This is a genomic window from Ruegeria sp. BHSC029 (assembly GCF_059613085.1).
This window is the reverse complement of record NZ_JBXWRU010000001.1, coordinates 208,303-233,319: the sequence shown is the minus strand read 5'-3', so window position 1 is coordinate 233,319 and position 25,017 is coordinate 208,303. Positions and strand designations below refer to the sequence as shown.

At 63.1% G+C, this 25,017-nt stretch carries 25 protein-coding genes; 12 read left to right on the top strand and 13 right to left on the bottom strand.

Annotated elements, in window-relative coordinates; all coding sequences use genetic code 11:
- The first annotated feature begins 25 nt into the window (after positions 1-25).
- Entirely contained in the window at positions 26-754 is a 729-nt protein-coding gene (locus tag AC2FML_RS01115) for a c-type cytochrome (RefSeq protein ID WP_496781608.1), read from the top strand.
- On the opposite strand, the gene AC2FML_RS01110 is transcribed toward AC2FML_RS01115, so the two are convergent.
- Positions 748-2,703 carry a 4Fe-4S binding protein gene (locus tag AC2FML_RS01110; protein WP_496781607.1) on the bottom strand — a complete coding sequence of 652 codons (1,956 nt, stop codon included), beginning with the start codon at positions 2,701-2,703 and terminating at the stop codon, positions 748-750. The genes AC2FML_RS01115 and AC2FML_RS01110 overlap by 7 nt on opposite strands.
- A gap of 252 nt (positions 2,704-2,955) precedes the next feature.
- Between AC2FML_RS01110 and AC2FML_RS01105 the strand changes: the two genes are divergently transcribed.
- The 10 genes from AC2FML_RS01105 to AC2FML_RS01060 all read left to right on the top strand — a co-directional run bounded on the left by AC2FML_RS01105 (position 2,956) and on the right by AC2FML_RS01060 (position 12,126).
- The gene (locus AC2FML_RS01105; RefSeq protein ID WP_170366945.1) at positions 2,956-3,510 is read left to right on the top strand and encodes a DUF3305 domain-containing protein; all 555 of its coding nucleotides are present in this window, start codon (positions 2,956-2,958) and stop codon (positions 3,508-3,510) included.
- The gene (locus AC2FML_RS01100; protein ID WP_496781605.1) at positions 3,507-4,076 is read left to right on the top strand and encodes a DUF3306 domain-containing protein; all 570 of its coding nucleotides are present in this window, start codon (positions 3,507-3,509) and stop codon (positions 4,074-4,076) included. The genes AC2FML_RS01105 and AC2FML_RS01100 overlap by 4 nt, the downstream gene beginning before the upstream one ends.
- Positions 4,077-4,080: 4 nt before the next feature.
- Complete coding sequence (locus AC2FML_RS01095; RefSeq protein ID WP_149775837.1) at positions 4,081-4,692, top strand: TorD/DmsD family molecular chaperone; 612 nt, start codon at positions 4,081-4,083, stop codon at positions 4,690-4,692.
- 61 nt (positions 4,693-4,753) lie between these two features.
- Positions 4,754-4,942: a twin-arginine translocation signal domain-containing protein gene (locus tag AC2FML_RS01090; RefSeq protein ID WP_496781603.1), complete on the top strand. Its 189-nt coding sequence runs from the start codon at positions 4,754-4,756 to the stop codon at positions 4,940-4,942.
- Positions 4,943-5,071: 129 nt separating this feature from the next.
- Positions 5,072-7,966 carry a formate dehydrogenase subunit alpha gene (locus tag AC2FML_RS01085; protein WP_170357559.1) on the top strand — a complete coding sequence of 965 codons (2,895 nt, stop codon included), beginning with the start codon at positions 5,072-5,074 and terminating at the stop codon, positions 7,964-7,966.
- An 11-nt stretch (positions 7,967-7,977) separates the two neighbouring features.
- Positions 7,978-8,571: a formate dehydrogenase FDH3 subunit beta gene (gene fdh3B / locus AC2FML_RS01080; protein WP_005983764.1), complete on the top strand. Its 594-nt coding sequence runs from the start codon at positions 7,978-7,980 to the stop codon at positions 8,569-8,571.
- 71 nt (positions 8,572-8,642) lie between these two features.
- Positions 8,643-9,851, top strand: a complete 1,209-nt coding sequence (locus tag AC2FML_RS01075; protein ID WP_170363665.1) for a formate dehydrogenase subunit gamma — start codon at positions 8,643-8,645, stop codon at positions 9,849-9,851.
- Positions 9,852-11,114: a c-type cytochrome gene (locus tag AC2FML_RS01070; protein ID WP_496781602.1), complete on the top strand. Its 1,263-nt coding sequence runs from the start codon at positions 9,852-9,854 to the stop codon at positions 11,112-11,114. It begins immediately after the preceding gene.
- 13 nt (positions 11,115-11,127) lie between these two features.
- Positions 11,128-11,253 (top strand): hypothetical protein, encoded by a 126-nt coding sequence (locus AC2FML_RS01065; RefSeq protein WP_261392079.1) that lies wholly within the window; start codon positions 11,128-11,130, stop codon positions 11,251-11,253.
- Positions 11,254-12,126 carry a substrate-binding domain-containing protein gene (locus tag AC2FML_RS01060; protein ID WP_170357557.1) on the top strand — a complete coding sequence of 291 codons (873 nt, stop codon included), beginning with the start codon at positions 11,254-11,256 and terminating at the stop codon, positions 12,124-12,126.
- A 6-nt stretch (positions 12,127-12,132) separates the two neighbouring features.
- Here the strand turns inward: AC2FML_RS01060 and AC2FML_RS01055 are convergent, their stop codons facing one another.
- The 10 genes from AC2FML_RS01055 to AC2FML_RS01010 all read right to left on the bottom strand — a co-directional run bounded on the left by AC2FML_RS01055 (position 12,133) and on the right by AC2FML_RS01010 (position 21,421).
- Positions 12,133-12,951 (bottom strand): ABC transporter substrate-binding protein, encoded by an 819-nt coding sequence (locus AC2FML_RS01055; protein WP_170368320.1) that lies wholly within the window; start codon positions 12,949-12,951, stop codon positions 12,133-12,135.
- A gap of 19 nt (positions 12,952-12,970) precedes the next feature.
- Positions 12,971-13,705 (bottom strand): ATP-binding cassette domain-containing protein, encoded by a 735-nt coding sequence (locus tag AC2FML_RS01050; RefSeq protein WP_170437229.1) that lies wholly within the window; start codon positions 13,703-13,705, stop codon positions 12,971-12,973.
- Complete coding sequence (locus tag AC2FML_RS01045; RefSeq protein WP_093961810.1) at positions 13,698-14,411, bottom strand: ABC transporter permease; 714 nt, start codon at positions 14,409-14,411, stop codon at positions 13,698-13,700. The genes AC2FML_RS01050 and AC2FML_RS01045 overlap by 8 nt, the downstream gene beginning before the upstream one ends.
- A gap of 153 nt (positions 14,412-14,564) precedes the next feature.
- Positions 14,565-15,554: an ABC transporter substrate-binding protein gene (locus tag AC2FML_RS01040; RefSeq protein WP_170357554.1), complete on the bottom strand. Its 990-nt coding sequence runs from the start codon at positions 15,552-15,554 to the stop codon at positions 14,565-14,567.
- A gap of 53 nt (positions 15,555-15,607) precedes the next feature.
- A complete protein-coding gene (locus AC2FML_RS01035) occupies positions 15,608-16,453 on the bottom strand; it encodes an ABC transporter permease (RefSeq protein ID WP_170357553.1) in 846 nt (281 codons plus the stop codon).
- Positions 16,450-17,367 (bottom strand): ABC transporter permease, encoded by a 918-nt coding sequence (locus AC2FML_RS01030; protein WP_170403668.1) that lies wholly within the window; start codon positions 17,365-17,367, stop codon positions 16,450-16,452. Before AC2FML_RS01030 ends, AC2FML_RS01035 begins: the two co-directional genes overlap by 4 nt.
- Positions 17,364-17,795 (bottom strand): GNAT family N-acetyltransferase, encoded by a 432-nt coding sequence (locus AC2FML_RS01025; RefSeq protein WP_480775209.1) that lies wholly within the window; start codon positions 17,793-17,795, stop codon positions 17,364-17,366. Before AC2FML_RS01025 ends, AC2FML_RS01030 begins: the two co-directional genes overlap by 4 nt.
- Positions 17,795-18,592, bottom strand: coding sequence for an ABC transporter ATP-binding protein (locus tag AC2FML_RS01020; protein WP_496781599.1), 798 nt, complete (start codon positions 18,590-18,592; stop codon positions 17,795-17,797). Before AC2FML_RS01020 ends, AC2FML_RS01025 begins: the two co-directional genes overlap by 1 nt.
- 51 nt (positions 18,593-18,643) lie before the next feature.
- A complete protein-coding gene (gene hydA, locus AC2FML_RS01015) occupies positions 18,644-20,098 on the bottom strand; it encodes a dihydropyrimidinase (protein ID WP_170357549.1) in 1,455 nt (484 codons plus the stop codon).
- A gap of 72 nt (positions 20,099-20,170) precedes the next feature.
- Complete coding sequence (locus AC2FML_RS01010) at positions 20,171-21,421, bottom strand: Zn-dependent hydrolase (protein ID WP_496781597.1); 1,251 nt, start codon at positions 21,419-21,421, stop codon at positions 20,171-20,173.
- 171 nt (positions 21,422-21,592) lie between these two features.
- On the opposite strand from AC2FML_RS01010, the gene AC2FML_RS01005 reads away from it, so the two are divergent.
- Positions 21,593-22,201 carry a TetR family transcriptional regulator C-terminal domain-containing protein gene (locus AC2FML_RS01005; RefSeq protein ID WP_093961802.1) on the top strand — a complete coding sequence of 203 codons (609 nt, stop codon included), beginning with the start codon at positions 21,593-21,595 and terminating at the stop codon, positions 22,199-22,201.
- 44 nt (positions 22,202-22,245) lie between these two features.
- On the opposite strand, the gene preA is transcribed toward AC2FML_RS01005, so the two are convergent.
- Together preA and AC2FML_RS00995 are read right to left on the bottom strand one after the other, a co-directional pair.
- The gene (preA, locus tag AC2FML_RS01000; protein WP_170450302.1) at positions 22,246-23,550 is read right to left on the bottom strand and encodes an NAD-dependent dihydropyrimidine dehydrogenase subunit PreA; all 1,305 of its coding nucleotides are present in this window, start codon (positions 23,548-23,550) and stop codon (positions 22,246-22,248) included.
- Between the two features lie 69 nt (positions 23,551-23,619).
- Positions 23,620-24,954, bottom strand: a complete 1,335-nt coding sequence (locus tag AC2FML_RS00995; RefSeq protein WP_170357545.1) for an NAD(P)-dependent oxidoreductase — start codon at positions 24,952-24,954, stop codon at positions 23,620-23,622.
- Between the last annotated feature and the right edge of the window lie 63 nt (positions 24,955-25,017).

The following is a 25,017-nucleotide window of genomic DNA, read 5'->3' as shown; positions in this document are numbered from 1 at the left end:
CGCCCTGTCACCGTTAGGCTGGGCCATGCGCTTTGTTCTTTTGTGCCTGAGCCTGACGCTCTTCGCCAGCCCCTCTTGGTCGCAGGAGGAGATTGGTTTGGCCGCGCCGGAAGATGTCGCACGCTCGGGTCTTTTGAAACATATTCTTCCGCGCTTCTCGCTCAAGACCGGAATCCGGGTTGTCGCGGAGGAAGGTGGCGCGATGGTTCTGGCGGTCGGGCCACCGGGACAGCCGGTGTTTCAGCGCGGCGGCGACATCTATCACCTGCGCGTTCAGGACGACCCGCGGCAGGCCCGCTTTCAGGATTGGCTGTTGTCCGACGTGGGCAAACGCACCGTCGAAAGTTTTGCACCGACCGAGGGCGGCCCGTTCTCGGCCAGTTTCGAAACGGTCGCTGCGCCCGAGTCGGATACCATCGAAGGCGACGCCTTGCTGGGTGAAAAGCTGTCGCTGACCCATTGCGGGCGCTGTCACGTCATCGGGCCGCAGAACCGGATGAACGGGTTGGGCTCCACGCCGTCCTTCGCGGTGCTGCGCGCGATGCCGGACTGGTCGAACCGGTTCCAGGCATTCTTTGCCCTGAACCCGCATCCGTCCTTTACACAGATCGAAGGGATCACTGCGCCCTTCAACCCCGAACGCCCCCCGCCCATTCATCCGGTAACGCTCACGCAGGACGAGGTTGAGGCGATCCTCGCCTATGTCTCGGTCATCCGCGCGGCCGATCTGGGGGCACCGCTCAAACTTCAGTGATCCTTGCGCTTGCTGAAGTAGTCATCGGTGGTAACGACCTTGGGCTTGGGCTTTGAGGTAAACGGGTTGTCCTGACTGTGGAACTGCGCCTGCACACGGCAATCGTCACACATCTGGATCATCTTCGCCTGCTCGGACGAGGCGAACATCGGGTGGCTGCCGGCCAGCTTCTCCATGATCCGCTCGACCGTCGATTTCACCCCGAACAGAGCACCGCATTCAATGCAGGCAAAGGGCGCTTCCTCGTTCAGAACACGCGGCGACAGCGCACGGTCGCTCAGGTCCAGTTCGGGCACCAGGATGATCGCGCTTTCGGGACAGATAGTCTTGCACAGCCCGCATTGCAGGCAGGCATCCTGCTGAAAGTTCAGCTGAGGCATGTCGGGGTTGTCGATCAATGCGCCTGACGGGCACAGCGACACGCAACTCAGGCAAAGGGTGCAGGCTTCGGTGTCCACCGCCACCGCGCCATAGGGCGCGTGTTCCGGCAGGGGCAGCGGCTGAGACGCGTCGGGGCGCAGCGCCTGCGCCGCCAACCGCGTGATCTGGCGCCGGTTGCCCAGCGGCAGCACCGGTTGGGCCAGAGGCTGCGGAACGTCCTGCGCATAGAGCAGATCGGCCAGCGCATCGGGATCGGCTTCGTCGATCACTCCGACGACGTCCGCTCCGGCGATGGCCAGCGCCAGCGGCAGTTCGCGGTCCAACGCATCCCGCTCGGTCGTCGGGGCCAGCAGGATGTCTACCCGGGCAAAGCCATGAGCCAAGGCAGCCAGCATCTCGGCATGTCCAAAGCCGGACACCACACCCAGCTCCAGCGGAATCACATCGGCCGGCAGCCCGCGCCCGAACCGCGCGGCCAGCCGGATCATCTCGGCCCCGTGGGCATCATGTACAAACAGGCGCGGGGCGCTCCCTCCGGCCCGACGGTAGGTCGCCGCCAAGGTCTGCATTCGGGCCAGCAGGGCCGCCACCGGCGGGTCCTCGTAGCTGATCGCGGTCGAGGGGCACAGGGCCGCGCATTCACCGCAACCCGCGCAGACCATCGGATCTATGGCCACGTGGTCTCCGGCCGGGGTGATGGCCCCGGTGGGGCAGATGTCCAGACAGTTGGAACAGCCCACCTGCCCGGCCCGCGAATGGGCGCACAGTGTTTCTTCGAGCCGAACATACAGCGGTTTTTCGAAAGTCCCGACCAGCTGCGCCGCGTCAAAGGCCAACCGGGCAACCGCCACCGCATCGCGCGGATCGGCGCGCAGGTAGCCTTCGCGCTTGTCCGGGGCCGTCACGAAGGGCGTACCCCCCGCCAGGTCGATCAGCACATCGCAGGCCGACGCCGCACCGTCGCGCGGCGGGGTCCAGGCAAACGCACCGCGTCCGGCCGGATCAATCTGCTGCAACGCATCCAACCGCAGGTTGAACCCGCCCAGCGCCCCCGAGACCGACCGGACCCGCGCGCGCACCACGTCATAGGCCCGGCTGTCAGGCTGCGCCTCATCGGTGACGACCACCGTCACCGCCATCGTGTCCGACAGTCGCTGTGCAAGGTCAAACGCAACCTCACCCGGCCCGATGATGCAGGCGGTGCCTTCGCTGATGACATCCACGCTGGGCGTGATCGGCTGTTGCAACAGAGCCTCGGCCGCCAGCGCCGCCATCTTGGGCATCGCCGACCGCCCTTGCTCGGACCAGCCGGCCCGGTCGCGCAGATCGACAAAGCCGGGGTGATCCACGCCCAGTTCCTCGGCCAGTTCTTGAAACACTTGGGCTTCTTGACCGCAGGCGATGACGATCTGGTCATCCGACTGCATCAGCTTGGCCGCAGCGGTCAGTTCGGAGGTGCACAGCGCCGTGTGGACCCTGCTGCATTCAGCACCGCAGGCGTCCGATATCCCCTGCCCGTCCTGGGCCTGACTTCCGGCGCAATCGCACAAGACCAATTTGGTGACCATGTTCCCCCCGCATCTCTTCCTTGCCCCTAACCTTAGACCCAAACGCCGCCCATGCAACGTGTGGCGGCCGGTTCTGGTCAGAAACTCTGCCTCGCCCGCCAAAGTCGGCTGATCGTCGCCGCGACCCATTTGCGACGATTTTTTTCCAGATCACGACCATTTCAGGCCGCTGCGGACTTGGCACGTGGCCCATTTGTGTACCATAGTGAACCTAAGGGAAGGCAGGGGAGAGCTTTTCCGGGGAGGATCAAAGTGGCCGAGGCCGCAAAACAGATCGAAATGCCGGTTGGCGTCGTCGTGCGCAAGACACCGGGGGTCACTCGCTGGGCCCGGTGGAATTGGCGCGCTGTCGCGGTGCTGCCCGGCGCCCCGCCCGCCGACTGGGTCGAACTGCGCCGCGAGGGCGACGCGGTCGAATACCACGCTGCCACCCTGCCCTTGAAACTCTGGTCCGACGAAACCGAGGCCTATATGGCCAATCTCTCGGACAGCCAGCCATCGCTGTATCTTGTCCTGCGTGACGATGCCGAAGGTGATCGCCCGCTGAACGCGTTTCTGATCACAGCGTCACCTTATGAAGGGCAGGACTATGCCGATACCGGCGAAGAGATCGTGGAAAAGATCCCGATGACCGAAGGCTTGATCGCCTGGGTGCGCGATTTCACTGTGGCCCATCACCGCGATGAGGTGTTCGTCAAACGCCGCCGCGACAAGAAACGGGTGGATCTTGTAGAAGATGGCAAGGGCGATGCGCGCATCCGCCAGACCTCGGATGTCTACCGCGCCCCGCGGAGGGCCGTACAATGAGCACCCGGCAGGATTTCTGGTCTCGCCGCAAGGCCGCCGTGCAGGCCGAAGCGCATGCCGAACAAGAGGCCCTGACCGCACAGGAGATCGCCGCGCGGCAGGTCGAACTGGAAGACAAGACCGACGCCGAGATTTTGGCCGAGCTTGACCTGCCCGACCCGGACCTGCTGCAGGCGGGCGACGATGTTTCGGGCTTCATGGCCAAGGCCGTGCCGGACCGGCTGCGCCGCCGCGCCTTGCGGCGCTTGTGGCGGTTGAACCCGGTGCTGGCGAATGTGGACGGGCTGGTCGATTACGGCGAGGATTACACCGACGCAGCGTGTGTGGTCGAAAACCTGCAAACGGCTTATCAGGTGGGCAAAGGCATGTTGCGCCATATCGAGGCGCTGGCCGAGCAGAAGGACACCGAGGAACACCCGGTCGAGGCCGAAGCCGAGCCGGAAACCGAAACGCCCGAGCCTGAAGCCGAGCCCGCGCCCCCTGTCGAAGTGGCAGACGCCATCCAACCGGATGAGGATGAACGCCCCCCGGCCCCGCGGCGCATGAAATTCGAATTCGAAGGATGACCCGATGAACATTCGCGACCCGCAGACGTTCGAGATTTCCCCCGAGGACCGTCTGCGCGCGGATTTCTACAACTTTCTGGGCCTGCTGCTGGCCACACCGCCTGACCAGACTCTGCTGAGCCAGATCGCGGCGTTGTCGGGGGACGAGACAGATCTGGGCCAGGCCATTCAGGCCATGGCCCGCGTGGCCAAGGTGACCAAGCCCGAAGCGGCCGAGCGCGAGTTCAACGCATTGTTCATCGGGCTTGGGCGCGGAGAACTGCTGCCCTATGCCAGCTTCTACCTGACCGGGTTCCTGAACGAGAAACCGCTGGCGCAGCTGCGCAACGACATGGCGGCGCGGGGCATCACCCGGGCGGCAAACGTGTTCGAACCCGAAGACAACATCGCCTCGCTGATGGAGATGATGGGCGGCATGATCGTCGGCCGTTTCGGCGGCCCGGCCACGCTGGAAGATCAAAAGACGTTCTGGAACAAGCATATCGGTCCCTGGGCCGAGCACTTTTTCTCGGACCTGGAAGCAGCCGAACATTCGGTTCTCTATGCCTCGGTCGGCACAGCCGGCCGGGTCTTCATGGAGATCGAACGCGAGGCCTTCCGCATGACGACGCACTAGGCGGCCGTCATTCGCTGGCGCCCCGGCGGGCGCTGAACCGCAAATGGGAAAGGAGGATCCCATGAGCAAGACCAAGGAGACCGGCGCCAGCCGCCGCGACTTCCTGAAACTGGCGGGCACTGCGGCCCCGGCAGCCGTAGCAGCGGCCAGCCTGGGAACCGAGGTCGAAGCGGCCGAGCAACCCTCGGACGAGACCCGCATTCAGGACACGGCGCATACCCGCGCCTATTTCGACAGCGCGCGCTTCTAGGCCGCCTCGGCGACGCCCGGCGCTGGTCCGGACGTGGTCACACTCGGCTGACGGTTGCGATTGGCCCTGACGTCGATTTCGAAACACCAAGCCAGCCATGGTCAACATGGTCAGCAAGGGAGGAAGGAAATGCTTAGGAAAAAGACCAACGGGGTTGCGAGACGCCCCCAGCGGACAAGTATCCTGTCCCAAATCGGCGAAAAGAGCGTCGATCGCCGCGCGTTCCTGCGTGGCTCGGGCCTGACGATCGGCGGCCTGGCCGCGATCAGCGCCACGGGTGGAACCGTGTCGCCCGCCAGCGCCCAGACCGCAGCCAACACGGCTGTCGAGAACATCAAATCCGTCTGCACGCATTGCTCGGTCGGCTGTACCGTGGTTGCCGAAGTGCAGAACGGCGTCTGGATCGGGCAGGAACCCGGTTGGGACAGCCCGTTCAACCTGGGCGCTCACTGTGCCAAGGGGGCCGCTGTCCGTGAACACGCCCATGGCGAACGCCGCCTGAAGTACCCGATGAAGAAAGAGGGTGGCGAGTGGAAGCGCATCAGCTGGGAACAGGCGATCGACGAGATCGGCAACGGCATGATGAGCATCCGCGAGGAAAGCGGGCCTGACAGCGTCTATTGGTTGGGTTCGGCCAAACACAACAACGAACAGGCCTATCTGTTCCGCAAGTTCGCGGCCTACTGGGGCACCAACAACGTGGACCACCAGGCGCGGATCTGCCACTCGACCACCGTTGCGGGTGTTGCGAATACATGGGGCTACGGCGCCATGACCAACAGCTACAACGACATCCACAATTCCAAGGCGATCTTCATCATCGGCGGCAACCCGGCCGAGGCGCACCCCGTCTCGCTGCTGCATGTTCTGCGCGCGAAAGAGCAGAACAACGCCCCGCTGATCGTTTGCGATCCGCGCTTTACGCGCACCGCGGCCCATGCCGACGAATATGTCCGCTTCCGCCCCGGCACCGACGTGGCGCTGATCTGGGGCATCCTGTGGCACATCTTCGACAACAGCTGGGAAGACAAAGAGTTCATCCGCACCCGTGTCTGGGGCATGGACCAGATCCGCGAGGAGGTCGCCAACTGGACACCCGAAGAGACCGAGCGCGTTACCGGCGTGCCGGGATCGCAGCTCAAGCGCGTGGCGCGGACGCTGGCCAACAACCGTCCCGGCACCGTGATCTGGTGCATGGGCGGCACCCAGCACACCAACGGCAACAACAACACGCGCGCCTATTGCGTGCTGCAGCTGGCGTTGGGCAACATGGGCACTTCTGGTGGCGGCACCAACATCTTCCGCGGCCATGACAACGTGCAGGGCGCGACCGACCTGGGCGTTCTGTCCCACACCCTGCCCGGCTATTACGGCCTGTCCGCAGGCGCATGGGGTCACTGGGCCCGCGTCTGGGGCGAGGAACCGGAGTGGCTGGCTGGCCAGTTCGCAATGGTCAAGGACAAGGACGGCAAGGACAAGTCGCTGCAGAACGAACGGGGCATCCCGGTTTCGCGCTGGATCGACGGTGTTCTGGAAGATCCCGAGAACATGGATCAGCCCAACAACGTCCGCGCCATGGTTCTGTGGGGCCACGCGCCCAACTCGCAGACCCGGATGGTCGAAATGAAGACGGCGATGGAAAAGCTGGACATGCTGGTCGTGATCGACCCGTATCCCACCGTTTCCGCCGTCCTGCATGACCGGACCGATGGCGTCTATCTGCTGCCGGCCTGTACGCAGTTCGAAACCCGTGGCTCGGTCACGGCGTCGAACCGTTCGCTGCAGTGGCGCGACAAGGTGGTCGATCCGCTGTTCGAAAGCCTGCCGGACGAGGTCATCATGGCCAAGTTCGCTAACAAGTTTGGCTGGGCGGATCGGTTCTTCCGCAATATCGAAATGGAGGACCCCGAAACCCCGAATGTCGAAAGCATCACGCGCGAGTTCAACGCGGGGCTGTGGACGATCGGCTACACCGGTCAGTCGCCAGAACGGATCAAAAGCCATATGGCCAACCAGCACACGTTCGACAGAACCACGCTGCAGGCGGTGGGCGGTCCGAATGACGGCGAATATTACGGTCTGCCGTGGCCGTGCTGGGGCACCGCCGAGATGGGGCATCCGGGGACGCCAAACCTCTATGACATGTCCAAACCGGTGGCCGAGGGCGGCCTGACCTTCCGCGCACGTTTCGGCGTCGAGCGTGACGGTCAGAACCTGCTGGCCGAAGGGGTCTACAGCGTCGGCTCGGAAATCCAGGACGGATACCCCGAGTTCACGATGCAGATGCTGATGGATTTGGGCTGGGATGGCGACCTGACGGCCGAGGAACGCGCGGCCATCGACGCCGTGGCAGGGCCCAAGACCAACTGGAAGACCGACCTGTCGGGCGGCATCCAGCGGGTGGCCATCAAGCATGGCTGTGCACCCTTCGGCAACGCCAAGGCCCGCACCGTGGTCTGGACCTTCCCGGATCCGATCCCGCTGCACCGCGAGCCGCTGTACACGCCGCGGCGCGATCTGGTGGCTGACTATCCCACCTACGAGGACCGTCAGGCCTATCGCCTTCCGACCTTGTATGCTTCGATCCAGAAGAACGACTTTTCAAAGGATTATCCGATAATCCTGACGTCAGGTCGTCTGGTCGAATATGAAGGTGGCGGCGACGAGACACGGTCGAACCCGTGGCTGGCCGAGCTGCAGCAGGACATGTTCGTCGAGATCAATCCGCGTGACGCCAACAACCTTGGCATTCGCGACGGATCGCAGGTCTGGGTCGAAGGTCCCGAGGGTGGCAAGGTCAAGGTGATGGCGATGCTGACCGAAAGGGTCGGTGCCGGCGTGGCCTTCATGCCCTTCCACTTCGGCGGCCATTTCCAGGGCGCGGACCTGAGGGAGAAATACCCGAAAGGCGCCGACCCGTACGTGCTGGGTGAAAGCACCAACACCGCCCAGACCTATGGCTATGATTCAGTGACCCAGATGCAGGAGACCAAAGCGACTCTCTGCAAGATCTGGGCAGCGTAAGGAGGACGACAATGGCTAGAGCAAAGTTTCTCTGCGACGCTGAACGCTGCATCGAGTGCAACGCCTGCGTGACTGCGTGCAAGAACGAACACGAGGTCCCGTGGGGCATCAACCGCCGCCGGGTGGTGACGATCAATGACGGCAAACCGGGTGAACGTTCGATCTCGGTCGCCTGCATGCATTGTTCGGATGCGCCTTGCATGGCGGTGTGCCCGGTCGACTGCTTCTATCAGAACGAAGAAGGCGTCGTCCTGCACTCCAAGGACCTGTGCATCGGCTGCGGCTATTGCTTCTATGCGTGCCCCTTCGGCGCGCCGCAATACCCGCAGGCCGGCAACTTCGGATCGCGCGGCAAGATGGACAAATGTACCTTCTGCGCCGGCGGCCCCGAGGAAACGCACTCGACCGCAGAGTTCGCCAAATACGGCCGCAACCGGATCGCCGAGGGCAAACTGCCCATCTGCGCCGAGATGTGTTCGACCAAGGCCCTGCTTGCCGGTGACGGCGACGTGGTCTCGGCCATCTACCGCGAACGCGTCGTGGCGCGCGGGTTCGGCTCGGGCGCCTGGGGTTGGGGCACGGCCTACGACCAGAAGGACGGCTGAGACCTCAGCCTGACAACACGGGTGACCCGCGCAGGTGGGTCACCCGATTTTGGATTGATACCGAGGTTCCGATGCTGCGCATTTTTCTGGCTTTGACGTTGACACTTGGGATCGCGCACGGCGCGCTTGCACAGGACACGACCGGCACAGACGAACCAACCGCCGCCCCGCGCGCGCAGACCGGTGGCGCCACGACGCTCGAGGATATTCTGGCCCGGCAACGCGGCGAGAAGGTCGACAACAGCTATCGCTCCGAGAATACCGGGCAAGGCAATGCCGAAGGGCTGCTGGGTCAGTTGGGCACGCGCGGCGTCGCCTCGGACAGTGATGTTTATCGCGCCATCCGTTATGGCTCGGCGGATGTCACCGTGTCGACCAAAGGGCCGGCTGCCGGCGTGTTGATCCAGGATGGCGGCATGTGGTGGTGGACTTTCCGCACCGGTCCGCTGCGTGAATACGGAACCTACATTCTGGGCGGGATGCTGGTCGTTCTGCTTCTGTTTTTCCTGATCCGCGGCCGCATCCGCATCGACGGCGAGAAAACAGGCCGCACGGTCACCCGGTTTTCAGGATTTGAAAGGTTCGGGCACTGGCTGTTTGCCGGCTCGTTCCTGATACTTGGATTGACCGGTCTGCTGACGCTCTATGGCCGGGATTTCCTGATCCCACTGTTCGGCAAGGAAGGGTTCGCCACCATCGCGCAAGGCTGCAAGTGGTTGCACAACAATCTGGCCTGGGCCTTCATGCTGGGATTGGTCATCATCACCGTGAACTGGATCGCCCACAACATCCCCAACCGGACCGACCTGAAATGGTTGGCGGCGGGCGGCGGATTGTTCACCAAAGGCAGCCACCCCCCGGCCAAGAAATTCAACGCCGGTCAAAAGATCATTTTCTGGCTGTGCATTCTGCTTGGCGTCTCGATCAGCCTGTCGGGTCTGTCGCTGCTGTTCCCATTCGAGCTTCCGATGTTCGCCAAGACGTTTTCGATCGCCAACGCGACCGGGTTGCCCCAACTGATGGGCTTGGACCTGCCCACGCAGATGTCTCCGCAGGAAGAGATGCAATATGCCCAGATCTGGCACGTCATGGTCGCCTATGCCTTCATCGCCATCATTCTGGCCCATATCTACCTCGGCTCGGTCGGCATGGAGGGCGCGTTTGACGCCATGGGCACCGGCGAGGTCGAAGAGCAATGGGCGCGCGAGCACCATTCGCTGTGGCTGGAAGAGGTAAAGGCACAGGAGGCCAGCGACGGCGCGGCCTCGCCTGCCGAATAGATGCGCGGGCTGGCTTTGGCGCTGGCCCTGCTGCCGCTGCCGCTGGCGGCGGATTTCTACACGCTCAAGGGCCATGGTGGGCCGATCATGGACATCGCCGCAGCCCCGGACGGGCGCATTGCCACCGCCAGTTTCGACAATTCCGTGGGCCTGTGGTCCGGGCAGCAGCCGGACTGGCTGGAAGGTCACGAAGCTGCCGTGAACGCGGTGGTGTTCAACGGCACCGCGATCTATTCGGCCGGCGACGACTTCACCCTGCGCCGTTGGCCCGGTGGACAGGTCGTAGGTCAGCACAAGGGCAAGGTCGTCGGGCTTGCAGCCTCAAAGACCCTTGTGGCGACTGCCAGTTGGGACGGGACCATCGGCCTGTGGCCAACCGAGGGCGGTGCGGCCAAGCTGCTGGGCCCGACGGGCAGCGGCGTCAACGCGGTGGCCTTCGCGCCGGACGGGCGGTCGCTGTACTCCGCCGGGGTCGACGGCAGCCTGCGGGTCTGGGACGTGACGACCGGGGCCGAAACCGCGCGACTGGTCGAGCATGGTTTCGGCATCAACGAACTGGTCCTGAACACGCAAGACGGTTGGATCGCCTATGGCGCGGTCGATGGCGTGACCCGCATTCTGGACCTGACCACCGGGGCCGAGCGCGATTTCACGCTGGACCGTCGCCCGATCCTCGCGCTCGCCCTCAGCCCGGATCGGTCGCTGCTGGCGGTTGGCGATGGCGAAGGCTACATCATGGTCATCGACACGCAGGACTGGCGGATCGCGCAGGATTTCCGGGCAACGCTGCGCGGCCCGGTCTGGGCACTGGCCTTTTCCCCCGATGGAGAGAACCTGCACGCAGGCGGGCTGGATCAGGCCATGTACAGCTGGCCGGTGGCCGCGCTGGGGTCACAGGAACGGATGGCCAGCCAAGAGCCGAGTTTCCTGAAGGACCCCGAAGAAATGCAAAACGGAGAACGGCAGTTCGCCCGGAAATGCTCGATCTGCCACAGCCTGACGCCGGACGATCAGCGCCGGGCCGGACCGACCCTGCATGGCCTATTCGGGCGTCAGGCCGGGACACTGCCTGGCTACATCTACTCGGAAACGCTGCAAGGGTCTGATATCATTTGGAACGAACAGACGATAAACGCTCTTTTCGATCAGGGACCGGACCACTACATTCCGGGGTCGAAGATGCCGATGCAGCGGATCGCGCAGGCGCAGGACCGCACCGACCTGATTGAATTTCTGCGCAGCGCGACAGCGCCCGCAGACTAAGCCGGAGGATAAGATGAAAGCCTTTCTTGCAGCTGCCGCCGCAATGGTCGTCATTACTGCCGCCGCACCGATGGTATTGCAGCAACTCGGACACTCAGCGGCCGAGACACAGACCGGCTCCTCGGTGCGACTAGACTGAATGTCCGAATTCCTGACCACACGAGAGTTGGCGGACCTGCTGCGCATTGGCGAACGCAAGGCCTATGATCTGGCGTCTTCGGGCGAAGTGCCCTGCGTGAAAGCGATGGGCAAACTTCTCTTTCCCCGGGCCGAGGTACTGGCCTGGCTCAATGCGTCGCGTACCGGGCCGGACACGGTCAAACCGCCCCTGCCCGACATCGTGGCTGGCAGCCATGACCCCCTTTTGGATTGGGCGCTCCGCGAAAGCGGCTCGGGGTTGGCCACCTATTACGACGGCTCATTCGATGGGCTGAACCGCCTTGCGCGACGTGACGCACAAGCCGCGGTACTGCACATCCATGAACCGGGCGGGTTCAACGTCAATTCCGTCCGCGATGCGCTGGGAGAGGCGCCCGTGGTACTGTACGAGGTCGCAAGCCGCCAGCGCGGCCTGTTGCTGGCCCCCGGGGTTCAGGGAATTTCCGATTTTGGTGATCTGAAAGGCCGCCGTGTCGTGCTGCGCCAGGACAGTGCCGCCAGTCAGCACTTGTTCGATGCCCAGTTGCGAAGCTGCGGTCTGAGCCGCGCCGATCTTGACGCCCTGCCGACTTGCGCCCGCACCGAAGAGGAACTGGCAATCGCTCTGCATGACCGGAAGGCCGAGGCAGGATTCGGCATCGGAGCCTTGGCGCGCCTCTACGGGTTGGGCTTCATTCCAACCCATTCCGAACGTCTCGACCTCGCCATCTGGCGGCGGTCCTGTTTCGATCCGCCGATGCAGAAACTGCTGACTTTTTTGGGAACGGACAAATTCAGGCGTCGCGCAGATGAATTGGGCGGATACGATCTGTCCGGCTTGGGACAGATCCATCACAACGGCGCAAGTGACTGACCGGCCCTATTGCTGCGCGTTCGGAAAAAAGAGCTGCTCACCGTTCAATTTGTACGCCGCGATCGCTTCCTGACCGTCGGGGCCAGTGAGCCAGTCGATGAACCTTCTTCCCGCGGCCGCCCGGACCCGCGGATGCTTTTCGGGGTTCACGAGGATCACTCCGTATTGATTGAACAACCGAGGATCGCCTTCGACCAGAACCTCAAGGTTTCCCTTGTTGCCGAACGACAGCCATGTGGCCCTATCGGTCAGAGCATAGGCATCCATGCCCGCAGCCAGGTTGAGCGTCGCACCCATGCCCGACCCGGTCTCGCGGTACCACTCGCCCGAAGACAAGGTCGGGTCCGTTCCGGACAGGCTCCAAAGAGCCTTCTCCGCCTTGTGGGTCCCGCTGTCATCCGCGCGCGACGCGAACGGAGCTTTGGCCTGCGCGATCGCTGCCAACGCGGCCACTGCGTCGTCGCCGCCTTTGATCTTGGCCGGGTCCGATTTCGGCCCCACCAAGACAAAATCGTTGTACATCACGTCCCGCCGCTCGACACCCCAGCCGTCGGCCACGAATTGCTCTTCCGCTGGCTTGGCATGCACCAGCAGAACGTCACCGTCGCCGTTGATCGCGTTTCGGATCGCCTGCCCTGTCCCCACGGCCACAACACGGACATCGATCCCGCTTTCCGCCTCGAACCCCGGGAGGATAAAGTCCAGAAGGCCGGAATTCTGCGTCGATGTCGTGGACTGCACGACAATGAATGGTTCTTCGGCCGCTGCCGGACCGGCCAACAGCCCGAACAGGATCATTGCGCTTTTGATTGCTGCGCGAAACATGGATTGCCTCCGGTTGTTGTTATGTGACCAGCCAGCCCGCCAGATACTGGCGCGATGCCTGACATTGTGGCGCTTCCAGCACCTGTTTGGCGGTGCCATGCTCGACCACGCGCCCGCCCTGCATCATCACGATATCCGCCGCCAGCCGACGGGCTTGCCCGACGTCGTGGGTGACCATCACGATCCGCACCCCCCGGGCCGAGGCGCGCAGGATCATCGCCTCGATCATTTGGGTCGCCGCGGGATCGAGGGCGCTGGTGGGCTCGTCCAGGAACAGGGTCTCGGGGCCAAGCGCAAGCGCGCGAAGGATGGCCAGACGCTGTGCCTCGCCACCCGACAGCGAGCGCGCCGACTGCCGGGCCTTTGTCTCAAGCCCTCCTTCGGCCAGAAGTTCCTGGATCCGGTTCTTCCGAGCAGTCCTGCCGAGCCCCAACCGTTTCAAAACAAAGTCCAGATTGGCAGACACCGAGCGGCGCAGCAGAACCGGTTGCTGAAACACCATGGCCTGCCGGGCCTTGTGGGCTGCATTCAGAACTCCGCCATCCTGCAGAACCTGCCCCGCATCGGCCTTGATCAAACCATGCAGGCAACGCAGCAGCAGGCTTTTGCCAGCACCGTTCGGCCCAAGGATCAAAGTCGGCCCTGGACCATCCATCATCAGCTGCGGAACATCCAGCAACAGCTTGCCATTGCGTTCCACTCGCAGACCATCGGCCTGCAGACAATTGGGCATGTCCGGCATCAGATCACGCATGGCGCAACCCTTCCTGCTCGGTCCGAAGCGTCAATGCGCTGACTGCCGCATTCACGGCCACGGCAATTCCGATCAGGATCGTCCCCAAGGCCAGCGCCAAGGCCAAGTTGCCTTTCGAGGTCTCCAACGCAATCGTCGTCGTCATGACCCGCGTCACGTGGTTGATGTTGCCGCCGACGATGATCACCGCGCCGACTTCGGCGATGGCTCGTCCGAACCCGGCCAGCAAGGCAGTCACCAACGCCAGACGCGCATCCCACAACAGCACGGGAACAGACGCCAGCCGCGACACTCCCAACGAGCGCAACTGTTCCGAATATTCCTCGGCCAGCATCTCGATCACCTGCCGCGTCAACGCCGCGACGATCGGGGTCACCAGCACTGTTTGGGCTATGATCATGGCGGTCGGCGTATACAAAAGCTCCAGCACGCCCAGCGGGCCCGAACGGGACAGCATCAGGTAGACCAGAAGGCCGACGACAACCGGGGGAAAGCCCATCAGAGCGTTCATCAGAATGATCAACGCGCGCCGTCCGGGAAAGCGGGCCACCGCCAAGGCCGCGCCAACCGGCATCCCGATCACGGCTGAAATCAACACAGCCAGCACCGAAACTTGCAGCGACAGCATCACGATCGCCCAAAGGTCCGGATCCCCGGTCAGGATCAGGTGGCCCGCTTGGCTGAATTGTGATGCAAAATCCTGCATTTTATTCCCGCATCCTCCGAATTTCGTAGGGATCGCAAAATCTTACAGGAATAATAGATGAAACTGCTTCTGAAGACAGTTAAATTCCGACATCCGCAAAAACAAACGCGGCCCACAGGGGGCCGCGCTGAATTGTTGTCATGGTACAGCCAATCAGTTCAGGGCTGCATCCGTGATCTGGCTGGTCCACGCGCCTTCCGGCTTTTTGGTGATCACCGGGTCCGAGCCGCCGGCCAGCAGCGTGTTCACCGTGCGCTCGAAATCAGCCGGATCCAACGCGCCGTTCGAACCTGCGGTCAGCTTGGCGATCTCGCCCATCATGCGCTTCTGGTGTTCCTCGGTCTGGGCACCGGTCGCATCGTTTTCCAACACGATTTCGGCGGCCTCGTCCGGGTTCTCCTCGGCGTATTTCCAGCCTTTCATCGAAGCGCGCACGAAGCGTTCCATCTTGTCGACGAAGGCCGGGTCGCTGAGGTTTTCTTCAAGCACGTACAGGCCATCTTCCAGCGTGGCCACGCCCTGGTCTTCGTACTTGAAGGTCACCAGCTCGTCGGGGCTGACGCCGGCGTCGATCACCTGCCAGTATTCATTGTAGGTCATGGTGCTGATGCAATCGGCCTGGCGCTGCAGCAGCGGGTCGACGTTGAAGCCCTGCTTCAAGACCTCGACGCCGTTCTCGCTCTTGCCGCCGGTGTCGATGCCCAGCTGGCTCATCCAGCTCATGAACGGGAATTCATTGCCGAAGAACCAGACGCCCAGCGTGCGGTTCTTGAGGTCCTCGGGCGAGGAAATGCCCGCATCCTTCCAGCAGGTCAGCATCATGCCCGAGCTTTTGAAGGGCTGTGCAATGTTGACCAGCGGCAGGCCCTTTTCGCGCGCGGCCAACGCGGCGGGCATCCATTCCACGGTGACGTCAGCGCCACCGCCCGCGATCACCTGCGTGGGCGCGATGTCGGGGCCGCCGGGCAGGATGGTGACATCCAGCCCCTCTTCTTCGTAAAACCCCTTGTCCTTTGCGACGTAGTAGCCCGCGAACTGGGCCTGGGTGACCCATTTCAATTGCAGCGTCACCTCGTCTGCGGCAAAGGCCGATCCGGCCGTCAGGGCCAGGCCCGTGATTGCCCCGCTGATAAACTTCTTCATCTTCATTTCTCCTAGTTGTTGTTGCGCCCCGTTTTCGGGGTCTTTTGAATGATTTATCCCCGCTGCGAGGGGTGCCAGAAGGTCACCAGTTTCTCGATCATGGCGACCACACCGTAGAACGCGGTCCCGGCCAGCGCCGCGACCACGATTTCCGCCCAGACCATGTCCAGCGACAATTGCCCGACACTGGTCGAGATCCGGAACCCCATGCCCAAAGTGGGCGAGCCGAAGAACTCTGCCACGATAGCGCCGATCAGGGCCAGCGTGGTGGAAATTTTCAACCCGTTGAAAATAAACGGCATGGCCGCGGGCAACCGCAGCTTCAGAAAGCTTTGCCAATAGGTTGCGGCATAGGTCTCCATCAGGTCGCGCTGCATAGCGGTGGCCTCGCGCAAGCCGGCCACCGTGTTGACCAACATCGGGAAGAAGACCATCACCACCACAACGGCCGCCTTCGAATGCCAGTCGAACCCGAACCACATCACAAGGATCGGCGCGGTGCCCACGATCGGCAGCGCGGCTACGAAATTGCCCACCGGCAACAGGCCCAGGCGCAGGAAGTCCCACCGGTCCACGGCGATTGCCATCAGGAAGGCGGCGCCGCATCCGATGACATAGCCGCTGAGCGCGCCCTTGATGATGGTTTGCACGAAATCGGCCCAAAGGATCGGCAAGCTGTCCCAGAACCGCTCCCAGATCACCGAAGGCGCGGGCAGGATGACCAGAGGCACCTCAAGCCCGCGCACCAGCAATTCCCAAACCCCGATGACGGTCAGGCCGAAGATCAGCGGCGCCAGAATGCGCACCGCCCGCGTGTCGGCATAAGGTCCGCTGGCAAGGCGGGTGTTCAGCCACCAACCGGCCAGCCACAAAAGGATTGCAAGACCGACCATCATCATTGCGCCATCCCCATGCGTTTCAACACCGCCCGCTCGATCAGGCCCAACAGGCCCACCAGGCAGGCCGCAAGAATGGCCGCGGCAAACAGCGCCGACCAGATCTGCACCGTCTGGCCGTAGTAGCTGCCAGCCAGCAGACGCGCGCCCAGCCCCGCCACGGCGCCTGTCGGCAGTTCGCCGACGATGGCCCCCACCAGCGACGCGGCGATCCCGATCTTGAGAGAGGCGAACAGATAGGGCATCGAGGCCGGCAGGCGCAGTTTCCAGAACGCCTGCCCGTTGCTTGCATTATAGGTGCGCAGCAGGTCCAACTGCATCGCATCAGGGCTGCGCAGGCCCTTGACCATGCCCACGACCACCGGGAAGAAGCTCAGATAGGCCGAGATCACCGCCTTGGGGATGATTCCCTGAATGCCGATCGAATACAGCACCACGATGATCATCGGCGCCAGCGCGATGATGGGGATGGTTTGGCTGACGATGGCCCAAGGCATGACCGACAGGTCCATCACCCGGCTGTGCACGATCCCCACAGCCAGCAGGATGCCCAGCCCCGTGCCGATGGCAAAGCCCAGAATCGTCGCGCTGAGCGTCACCCAGCCGTGATAGACCAGCGAGCGTTTCGAAGTGATCTTCTTTTGAACCGTGGTCTCCCACAGCTCGATGCCCACCTGATGCGGCGCAGGCAGACGCGGCCGATCCTGCGCCCAAGTCGCCGGAACGGCAAAGCTGTTGCGCAGCGCCAGACCGATTTCCCCCATGTCGCGGCGGTCTTTGGCCGAAGGCGGAACCACTTCGGCCCCGGCGCGTTCCTGTTCGGTCAGGACGCCCTTGATGTTCATCGGAATGCAGGCCGCGTACCAGATGACGATGATGGCCAGCAAAACGGTCAGAACGGCAACAAGCTGCTTCATGCGTGCCACTCCATCCGCACCACGGGGACGGTCTCGGGCGGCGTTGCGGCCTCGGTCCCGGTTTCGACAAAACCCTCGCGGCGATAGAACCGTTGCGCGGCGGCATTCGGTTGATGGGCCGTCAGCCACAGAAAGCTACGCCCCTGTTTTGCCCGGTCCAGCAGGCGCTTGCCGATGCCCTGCCCGGTCCGCAGGCAATAGAGCGCGCCGACCTTCTGTGCCGCGGGATCGACCGACATGTAGCAATCGACGGGTTCACCCACGACCCACATCTCGCGGTCCGGGAAGGCCTGCGCGATCAGCGCCTCCAATTCCTGCTGGGGCAGTTCATCCGTCATCCACTCGGTCTGGCGGACCCAGGCCGAGACCACCGCCGCGCAGGCTGGCACATCCGCCTCGGTCGCGCGTCTGATGTCATCCCTGCCCATCACACATCGTCCCCATGCCCGGCGCGCAGCCCTTCGCGCACGCGATGCGCGACCTCGATGAATTCGGGCGTGTCGCGAATGTCCAGCGGCCGTTCCTTGGGCAGAGGGCTGTCGATCACATCGGTAATCCGCCCGGGGCGCGGGCTCATCACCACGATCTTGGTGCTCAGATACACCGCCTCGGGGATCGAGTGGGTGACGAAACCGATCGTCTTGCCGGTGCGCGCCCACAGCGCCAGAAGCTGTTCGTTCAGGTGATCGCGCACGATCTCGTCCAGCGCGCCGAAAGGCTCGTCCATCAACAGGATATCGGCGTCGAAAGCCAGCGCCCGCGCGATGCTGGCCCGTTGCTGCATCCCACCCGATAGCTGCCAGGGGAATTTTGCACCAAACCCTGCTAGATCAACAAGTTCCAGAACGTTCTTTACACGTTCTTCCTGTTCCTGAGCCGAATATCCCATGATCTCGAGCGGCAGTTTGATGTTCTTGGCGATGGTCCGCCACGGGTACAGGCCCGCCGCCTGGAACACATAGCCATAGGCCCGGTTCCGGCGGGCCTCGTCCGGGGTCATGCCGTTGACGGTCAGCGTGCCGCCCGTAGGCGTTTCCAGCGCAGCGACACAGCGCAGGAAGGTCGTTTTTCCGCAGCCCGAAGGGCCGATGAAACTGACGAATTCGCCCTTGTCGACCGCCAGGTTCACGTCCGTGAGGGCGTGCACGGGTCCGTCATTGGTCTGGAAGGTCAGGTCGAGGTTCTTTGCCTCGATCACGGGCTGGGTATTGCTTTCCGATGTCATCCTACTGCCTTGAAGTTTTGGCTTTTTTGCCCGTTCGGTAACCTTCGTGCATCATACCCCCGTCGCCGGGATGCCCGACCGCTCTACCGGGCGCGGGGCGGTCAGCTCTTTCCAGGTGCTCAGCGCCTTGTTCACGGTGGTGTTGGCCTCGCGCGCGACGAATTTGCCATGACCTTCCTGCGTGCGAATCTCGCCATCGTGCACCGCGACCTGTCCACGGGTCAGGGTAAAGCGCGGCAGGCCCTTGACCTCGTGCCCCTCGAAGACGTTGTAGTCGATCGCCGACTGCTGCGTCGCCGCGCTGATGGTCTTGGTCTTGTCCGGGTCCCACACCACCAGATCGGCATCTGCGCCGACCAGCACGGCACCCTTTTTCGGATAGCAATTCAGTATCTTGGCGATATTTGTTGAAGTTACGGCCACGAATTCGTTCGGCGTCAGCCGCCCGGTCGCCACGCCATGGGTCCACAGCATCGGCATCCGATCCTCAAGGCCGCCCGTGCCGTTGGGTATCTTGGTGAAATCGCCCACGCCGAACCGTTTCTGCTCGGTCGTGAAGGCGCAGTGATCGGTGGCCACCACGCTCAGCGAGCCAGACTGAAGCCCCGCCCACAGGCTGTCCTGATGTTGCTTGTTGCGGAACGGCGGGCTCATCACCCGGCGCGCGGCGTGGTCCCAATCGGGATGCGCATATTCGCTGTCGTCCAGCGTCAGGTGCTGGATCAGCGGCTCGCCCCAGACGCGCTTGCCCTGCATCCGGGCCCGGCGGATGGCCTCATGCGCCTCTTCGCACGAGGTGTGCACCACATAGAGCGGCACACCGGCCATGTCGGCGATCATGATGGCGCGGTTGGTGGCCTCGCCCTCGACCTGCGGCGGGCGCGAATAGGCATGGGCCTCGGGGCCGGTATTGCCTTCGGCCAGCAGCTTGGCCTGCAACTCGGCCACCACGTCGCCGTTTTCGGCATGGACCATCGCGATCCCGCCCAGCTCGGCCAGCCGCTTGAACGAGGCAAACAGCTCGTCGTCATTGACCATCAGTGCGCCTTTGTAGGCCATGAAATGCTTGAACGTGTTGATGCCCCGCTGTTCGATCACGGTTTTCAGATCGTCGAACACCTGTTCGCCCCACCACGTCACGGCCATGTGGAAGGAATAGTCGCAATTTGCGCGGGTCGATTTGTTGTCCCAGCGTTTGAGCGCATCCAAAAGGCTTTCGCCCGGGTTCGGCAGGGCGAAATCCACCACCATGGTCGTGCCGCCAGCCAGCGCCGCGCGGGTGCCGCTTTCGAAGTCATCGCTGGAATAGGTTCCCATGAACGGCATTTCCAGATGCGTGTGCGGGTCGATCCCGCCGGGCATGACATAACAGCCGGTCGCGTCCAGTTGCTCGTCCCCCTTCAGATCCGGCCCGATCTCGGTGATCACGCCGCCTTCGATCTTGACGTCGGCCTTGTAGGTCAGATCCGCAGTGACGACGGTTCCGTTCTTGATGACTGTGCTCATGTTCAACTCCCTGCGGGCGCGTCTGTTGCGCCTCTGTTGGTTTTCGGCGGATTTGGGGGCGCGCGGTCCCGGCTACTCCACGATCTCGGCTGTTTCGACGACCGCGTGGAACAGCACATCCGCCCCGGCGGTTGCCCATTCCTTGCTGATTTCCTCGGCCTCGTTGTGGCTCAGGCCATCCACGCAGGGGCACATCACCATGGCGGTCGGCGCCACGCGGTTGATCCAGCAGGCATCGTGCCCCGCGCCCGAGATGATGTTGGTATGCGAATAACCCAGCCGCTCGGCCGCGTTGCGCACGGCGGCGACGCAGGTTTCGTCGAATTTCACCGGGTCGAACCCGCCGACCTTCTCGAACTCGACCTGCAGGCCCATCTCACCCACGATGTCCTCGGCGGCGACGCGAAGGCGGTTCTCCATGTCCTTGATGACGTCCAACTCGGGCGAGCGGAAATCGACCGTGAACACCACCTTGCCTGGGATCACGTTGCGCGAGTTCGGGTAGACGTCGATATGCCCGGCAGCCCCCACGGCATGGGGCGCGTGCGACCAGGCGATCTCGTCCACCTTTTCAAGAATGCGCGCCATCGCAAGCCCGGCATTCTTGCGCATCGGCATCGGGGTCGAGCCGGTATGCGCGTCCTTGCCAGTCACGGTCACCTGGGTCCAGCTGAGGCCCTGCCCATGGCTAACGACGCCGATATCCTTGCTCTCTGCCTCGAGGATCGGGCCCTGTTCGATATGCAACTCAAAGAAGGCATGCATCTTGCGGGCCCCGACCTCTTCGTCGCCGCGCCAGCCGATGCGCTGCAATTCGTCGCCGAATTTCTTGCCCTCGGCATCCTCGCGGTCATAGGCCCAATCCTGAGTGTGCATCCCTGCGAACACGCCCGACGCCAGCATGGCGGGTGCGAAGCGCGTGCCCTCTTCGTTGGTCCAGTTGGTGGCCACGATCGGGTGTTTGGTCTTGATGCCCAGATCGTTCAGGGTGCGAATGATCTCGAGCGCACCCAGAACCCCCAGCACCCCGTCATACTTGCCGCCGGTCGGCTGCGTATCGAGGTGCGAGCCGACATAGACCGGCAGCGCATCGGGGTCCGTGCCGGAGCGCATGGCGAACATGTTGCCCATCTGGTCAAGGCCCATGGTGCACCCGGCCTCTTCGCACCATTTCTGGAACAGCGCGCGGCCTTCGGCATCTTCGTCGGTCAGGGTCTGGCGGTTGTTGCCGCCGGCAACGCCCGGGCCGATCTTGGCCATCTCCATCAGGCTGTCCCACAACCTGTCGCCATTGATCCTGAGATTCTGAGCCGGAGCTGCCATGTTCGTCTTCCCTGTTGCTTGCGATTTGGCTCGCTTTTGGTGTCTTGATTTGACCATCTGGTCAAACTCACGCTATCACGGGTTCGACATCAGTCAAGAAATTGCATCGCACCGATGCAAAAATCGGCATATTCAACACCTGCTTGTTCGAAAAAGAGACGCCCTGCATACATGCCCAAAGACCGCGCCCCGACCCGAATTCAGAAAAAGAACCGCGCCGCGATTCTCGAGGCCGCGCTGAACGTGTTTTCGGCCCACGGCTTTCGCGGGGCGACCGTCGATCAGATCGCGGCCGAGGCCGGGCTGAGCAAGCCGAACCTTTTGTATTATTTCCCGTCCAAAGAGGCGATCCACACCGCGCTTCTTTCCGGCCTTCTGGACACCTGGCTGGCGCCGCTGCACGACCTTGATGAAAACGGCGAACCGATGGAGGAGATCCTCTCGTACATCAAGCGCAAGCTGCAGATGAGCCGCGAGTTGCCGCGCGAAAGCCGCTTGTTCGCGAACGAGCTGGTGCAGGGCGCGCCCCGCATACATGACGCCCTGTCGAACGATCTGAAGGCGCTGGTCGACCAGAAGGCGGCCGTTCTGACGCACTGGATGGACCAAGGCAAAATCGCACGCCTGCACCCGCATCACCTGATCTTTTCGATCTGGGCGCTGACCCAGCACTATGCGGATTTCGATGTTCAGGTGCGCGCGATCCTGGGCGACGAAGACCCGTTCGAAGGGGCCGCGCCTTTTATCGACACCCTGTACCGAAAACTGCTGACCCCATGAAAAAAGGGCCGCAGCGCGGCCCCTTTTGCGTGATCTGACGCCGGTCACTCGGCGGCCTTCGCCATCGGGTTGTTCGGGTGGGTTGTCCAGTTGGCATAGTCCGGCTGAACCACCTTGCCGGTGCGCGGGTCGACTTCGCCCGCCGCCATCGGCACCATCGAGATGCAGCCCTCGACCGGGCATACATCCACGCACAGGTTGCAGGCCACGCATTCCTCGTCGATCACCTCGAACACGCGGTCGGGCGACATGGAAATGGCCTGGTGGCTGGTGTCCTCGCAGGCCGCATAGCAACGGCCGCACTTGATGCACTGATCCTGATCGATCTTGGCCTTGGCGACGTAGTTCAGGTTCAGATACTGCCAGTCGGTCACGTTCGGAACCGCGCGCCCGACGATTTCCGAGACGTTGGAGTAGCCCTTCTCGTCCATCCACTGCGACAGGCCCGCCGTCAGTTCGTCGATGATCTTGAAACCATAGGTCATCGCCGCGGTACACACCTGCACCGTGCCACAGCCCAGCGCCATGAACTCGGCCGCGTCGCGCCATGTGGTCACCCCGCCGATGCCCGAGATCGGCAGGCCTTGGGTCGCCTCGGCGCGGGCGATCTCGGAGACCATCGACAGGGCGATGGGCTTGACCGCCGGGCCGCAATAGCCGCCATGACTGCCCTTGCCGTCGATCGAGGGCTCGGGGCTGAACGTGTCCAGATTGACGCTGGTGATCGAGTTGATCGTGTTGATCAGCGACACCGCATCGGCCCCGCCATTCTTGGCCGCAGCCGCCGGCTTGCGAATGTCGGTGATGTTGGGCGTCAGCTTCACGATCACCGGGCGGTCATAATATTTCTTGCACCAGCGGGTGACCATTTCGATGTATTCGGGCACCTGCCCCACGGCCGAACCCATGCCGCGCTCGCTCATCCCGTGCGGGCAGCCGAAGTTCAGCTCGATCCCGTCGGCGCCGGTTTCGGCCACGCGCGGCAGGATGGCTTTCCACGCCTCCTCCTCGCACGGCACCATGATCGAGGCGATCAGGGCGCGATCCGGGTAATCCGCCTTGACGCGGGCCATCTCCTCGAGGTTCACCTCGAGCGGCCGGTCGGTGATCAGTTCGATGTTGTTGAGGCCCAGCAGACGCCGGTCGGCCCCGTAGATCGCCCCGTAGCGGGGGCCATTCACGTTGACCACCGGCGGCCCTTCGGACCCCAGCGTTTTCCACACGACGCCACCCCATCCGGCCTCGAAGGCACGCCGGACGTTGTATTCCTTGTCGGTCGGCGGCGCCGAGGCCAGCCAATAGGGGTTGGGGCTTTCGATACCCAGAAAGTTCGTTTTCAAATCAGCCATTTATCCGGCCTCCCTGATGCGAAGATGCATCTTCGTCTTGTCACACATATTCACGCGCCGACGCCCTGCTCAGGCACTCAGGCTGGCGTGAATGTCCATCGCGGCATCGCGGCCCTCGGCCACGGCGGTCACGGTCAGATCCTCGCCGCCCGCGGCACAGTCTCCGCCGGCCCAGACCCCGGGAACCGAGGTGCGCCCGGTTGCGTCAACGGCGATCTTGTTGCCGTCGAGTTCCAAACCTTCCGGAGCACCATCCAAGGTCTGACCGATCGCCTTCAGAACCTGATCCGCAGGCAGGCGAATGGTTTCGCCCGTGCCGGTCAACGTGCCATCTACGGTGGCAGTATACTCCAATTCGATCTCGGCCGCCGCTCCGTTTCCGTGAATTGCCACCGGCTGAACGTTGCACAGAATTCGGACACCGTGGGATGCCGCCAGATCCTGTTCGTAGCGGCTGGCGCCCATTGCGTCTCGACCGCGGCGATAGGCGATGGTCACATGTTCGGCCCCCAGCAGCTTGGATTTCACCGCGGCATCCACGGCCGTCATTCCACCGCCGATAATCACCACGTTTCGGCCTACCGGCAGTTTTGCCAAATCGGATGCTTGCCGAACATCTGCGATGAAGTCGACAGCGTTCCTGACGCCGTCCTTGTCCGACCCTTGCGCGCGCAAGGCGTTGACGCCTGCAAGGCCGATTGACAGGAAGACTGCGTCGTAGGCCTCCAACAATCCGTCCAACGAGATCGTGTCGCCCAGAACCGAGCCGGTTTCAATCGCGATGCCGCCGATCTTCAGCAGCCAGTCCACCTCGGCCTGGGCAAAGTCATTGGTCGCCTTGTATGCGGCGATCCCGTACTCGTTCAGCCCGCCGGGTTTGGGTTTCGCCTCATGGATCACCACGTCATGGCCCAGCATCGCCAGCCGATGCGCACAGGCCAGCCCCGCCGGCCCTGCCCCGATCACGGCAACGGTCTTGCCGGTGGGGGCCGCGCGTGTGAACGGGTGCACACCGGCCTGCATCAGCGTGTCGGTCGCATACCGCTGCAAGCGCCCGATCTCGACCGGCTTGCCCTCGGCCGTTTCGCGCACGCAGGCTTCCTCGCACAGCGTTTCGGTCGGACACACACGGGCGCACATGCCGCCCAGGATGTTCTGATCGAGGATCGTCTTCGCCGCCGATTCCGGTTGCCCGGCCTGAATCTGCCGGATGAACAGCGGAATATCGATATCGGTCGGACAGGCCGTCACGCACGGCGCGTCATAGCAGAAATAACACCGATCGGCGGCCACGGCGGCCTCGTGCGGCGCCAGAGGCGGATGCAGATCGGTGAAATTCGAGGTCAGCTCATCGCTGGAAAGCCGCCCGGCGACGATGCCGGGTGCCATCTGGCCCTGTGCCATCACTCTACTCCCTGTAGATATGTTTGTTATTGAGACCAGCTTGCCACAAACAAAAATTTTATC

Coding starts and splice junctions, on each gene's coding strand:
- AC2FML_RS01115 (WP_496781608.1), top strand. CDS start 26: ATGCGCTTTGTTCTTTTGTGCCTGAGCCTGACGCTCTTCGCCAGCCCC.
- AC2FML_RS01110 (WP_496781607.1), bottom strand. CDS start 2,703: ATGGTCACCAAATTGGTCTTGTGCGATTGCGCCGGAAGTCAGGCCCAG.
- AC2FML_RS01100 (WP_496781605.1), top strand. CDS start 3,507: ATGAGCACCCGGCAGGATTTCTGGTCTCGCCGCAAGGCCGCCGTGCAG.
- AC2FML_RS01095 (WP_149775837.1), top strand. CDS start 4,081: ATGAACATTCGCGACCCGCAGACGTTCGAGATTTCCCCCGAGGACCGT.
- AC2FML_RS01090 (WP_496781603.1), top strand. CDS start 4,754: ATGAGCAAGACCAAGGAGACCGGCGCCAGCCGCCGCGACTTCCTGAAA.
- AC2FML_RS01085 (WP_170357559.1), top strand. CDS start 5,072: ATGCTTAGGAAAAAGACCAACGGGGTTGCGAGACGCCCCCAGCGGACA.
- fdh3B (WP_005983764.1), top strand. CDS start 7,978: ATGGCTAGAGCAAAGTTTCTCTGCGACGCTGAACGCTGCATCGAGTGC.
- AC2FML_RS01075 (WP_170363665.1), top strand. CDS start 8,643: ATGCTGCGCATTTTTCTGGCTTTGACGTTGACACTTGGGATCGCGCAC.
- AC2FML_RS01070 (WP_496781602.1), top strand. CDS start 9,852: ATGCGCGGGCTGGCTTTGGCGCTGGCCCTGCTGCCGCTGCCGCTGGCG.
- AC2FML_RS01065 (WP_261392079.1), top strand. CDS start 11,128: ATGAAAGCCTTTCTTGCAGCTGCCGCCGCAATGGTCGTCATTACTGCC.
- AC2FML_RS01060 (WP_170357557.1), top strand. CDS start 11,254: ATGTCCGAATTCCTGACCACACGAGAGTTGGCGGACCTGCTGCGCATT.
- AC2FML_RS01055 (WP_170368320.1), bottom strand. CDS start 12,951: ATGTTTCGCGCAGCAATCAAAAGCGCAATGATCCTGTTCGGGCTGTTG.
- AC2FML_RS01050 (WP_170437229.1), bottom strand. CDS start 13,705: ATGCGTGATCTGATGCCGGACATGCCCAATTGTCTGCAGGCCGATGGT.
- AC2FML_RS01045 (WP_093961810.1), bottom strand. CDS start 14,411: ATGCAGGATTTTGCATCACAATTCAGCCAAGCGGGCCACCTGATCCTG.
- AC2FML_RS01040 (WP_170357554.1), bottom strand. CDS start 15,554: ATGAAGAAGTTTATCAGCGGGGCAATCACGGGCCTGGCCCTGACGGCC.
- AC2FML_RS01035 (WP_170357553.1), bottom strand. CDS start 16,453: ATGATGATGGTCGGTCTTGCAATCCTTTTGTGGCTGGCCGGTTGGTGG.
- AC2FML_RS01030 (WP_170403668.1), bottom strand. CDS start 17,367: ATGAAGCAGCTTGTTGCCGTTCTGACCGTTTTGCTGGCCATCATCGTC.
- AC2FML_RS01025 (WP_480775209.1), bottom strand. CDS start 17,795: ATGGGCAGGGATGACATCAGACGCGCGACCGAGGCGGATGTGCCAGCC.
- AC2FML_RS01020 (WP_496781599.1), bottom strand. CDS start 18,592: ATGACATCGGAAAGCAATACCCAGCCCGTGATCGAGGCAAAGAACCTC.
- hydA (WP_170357549.1), bottom strand. CDS start 20,098: ATGAGCACAGTCATCAAGAACGGAACCGTCGTCACTGCGGATCTGACC.
- AC2FML_RS01010 (WP_496781597.1), bottom strand. CDS start 21,421: ATGGCAGCTCCGGCTCAGAATCTCAGGATCAATGGCGACAGGTTGTGG.
- AC2FML_RS01005 (WP_093961802.1), top strand. CDS start 21,593: ATGCCCAAAGACCGCGCCCCGACCCGAATTCAGAAAAAGAACCGCGCC.
- preA (WP_170450302.1), bottom strand. CDS start 23,550: ATGGCTGATTTGAAAACGAACTTTCTGGGTATCGAAAGCCCCAACCCC.
- AC2FML_RS00995 (WP_170357545.1), bottom strand. CDS start 24,954: ATGGCACAGGGCCAGATGGCACCCGGCATCGTCGCCGGGCGGCTTTCC.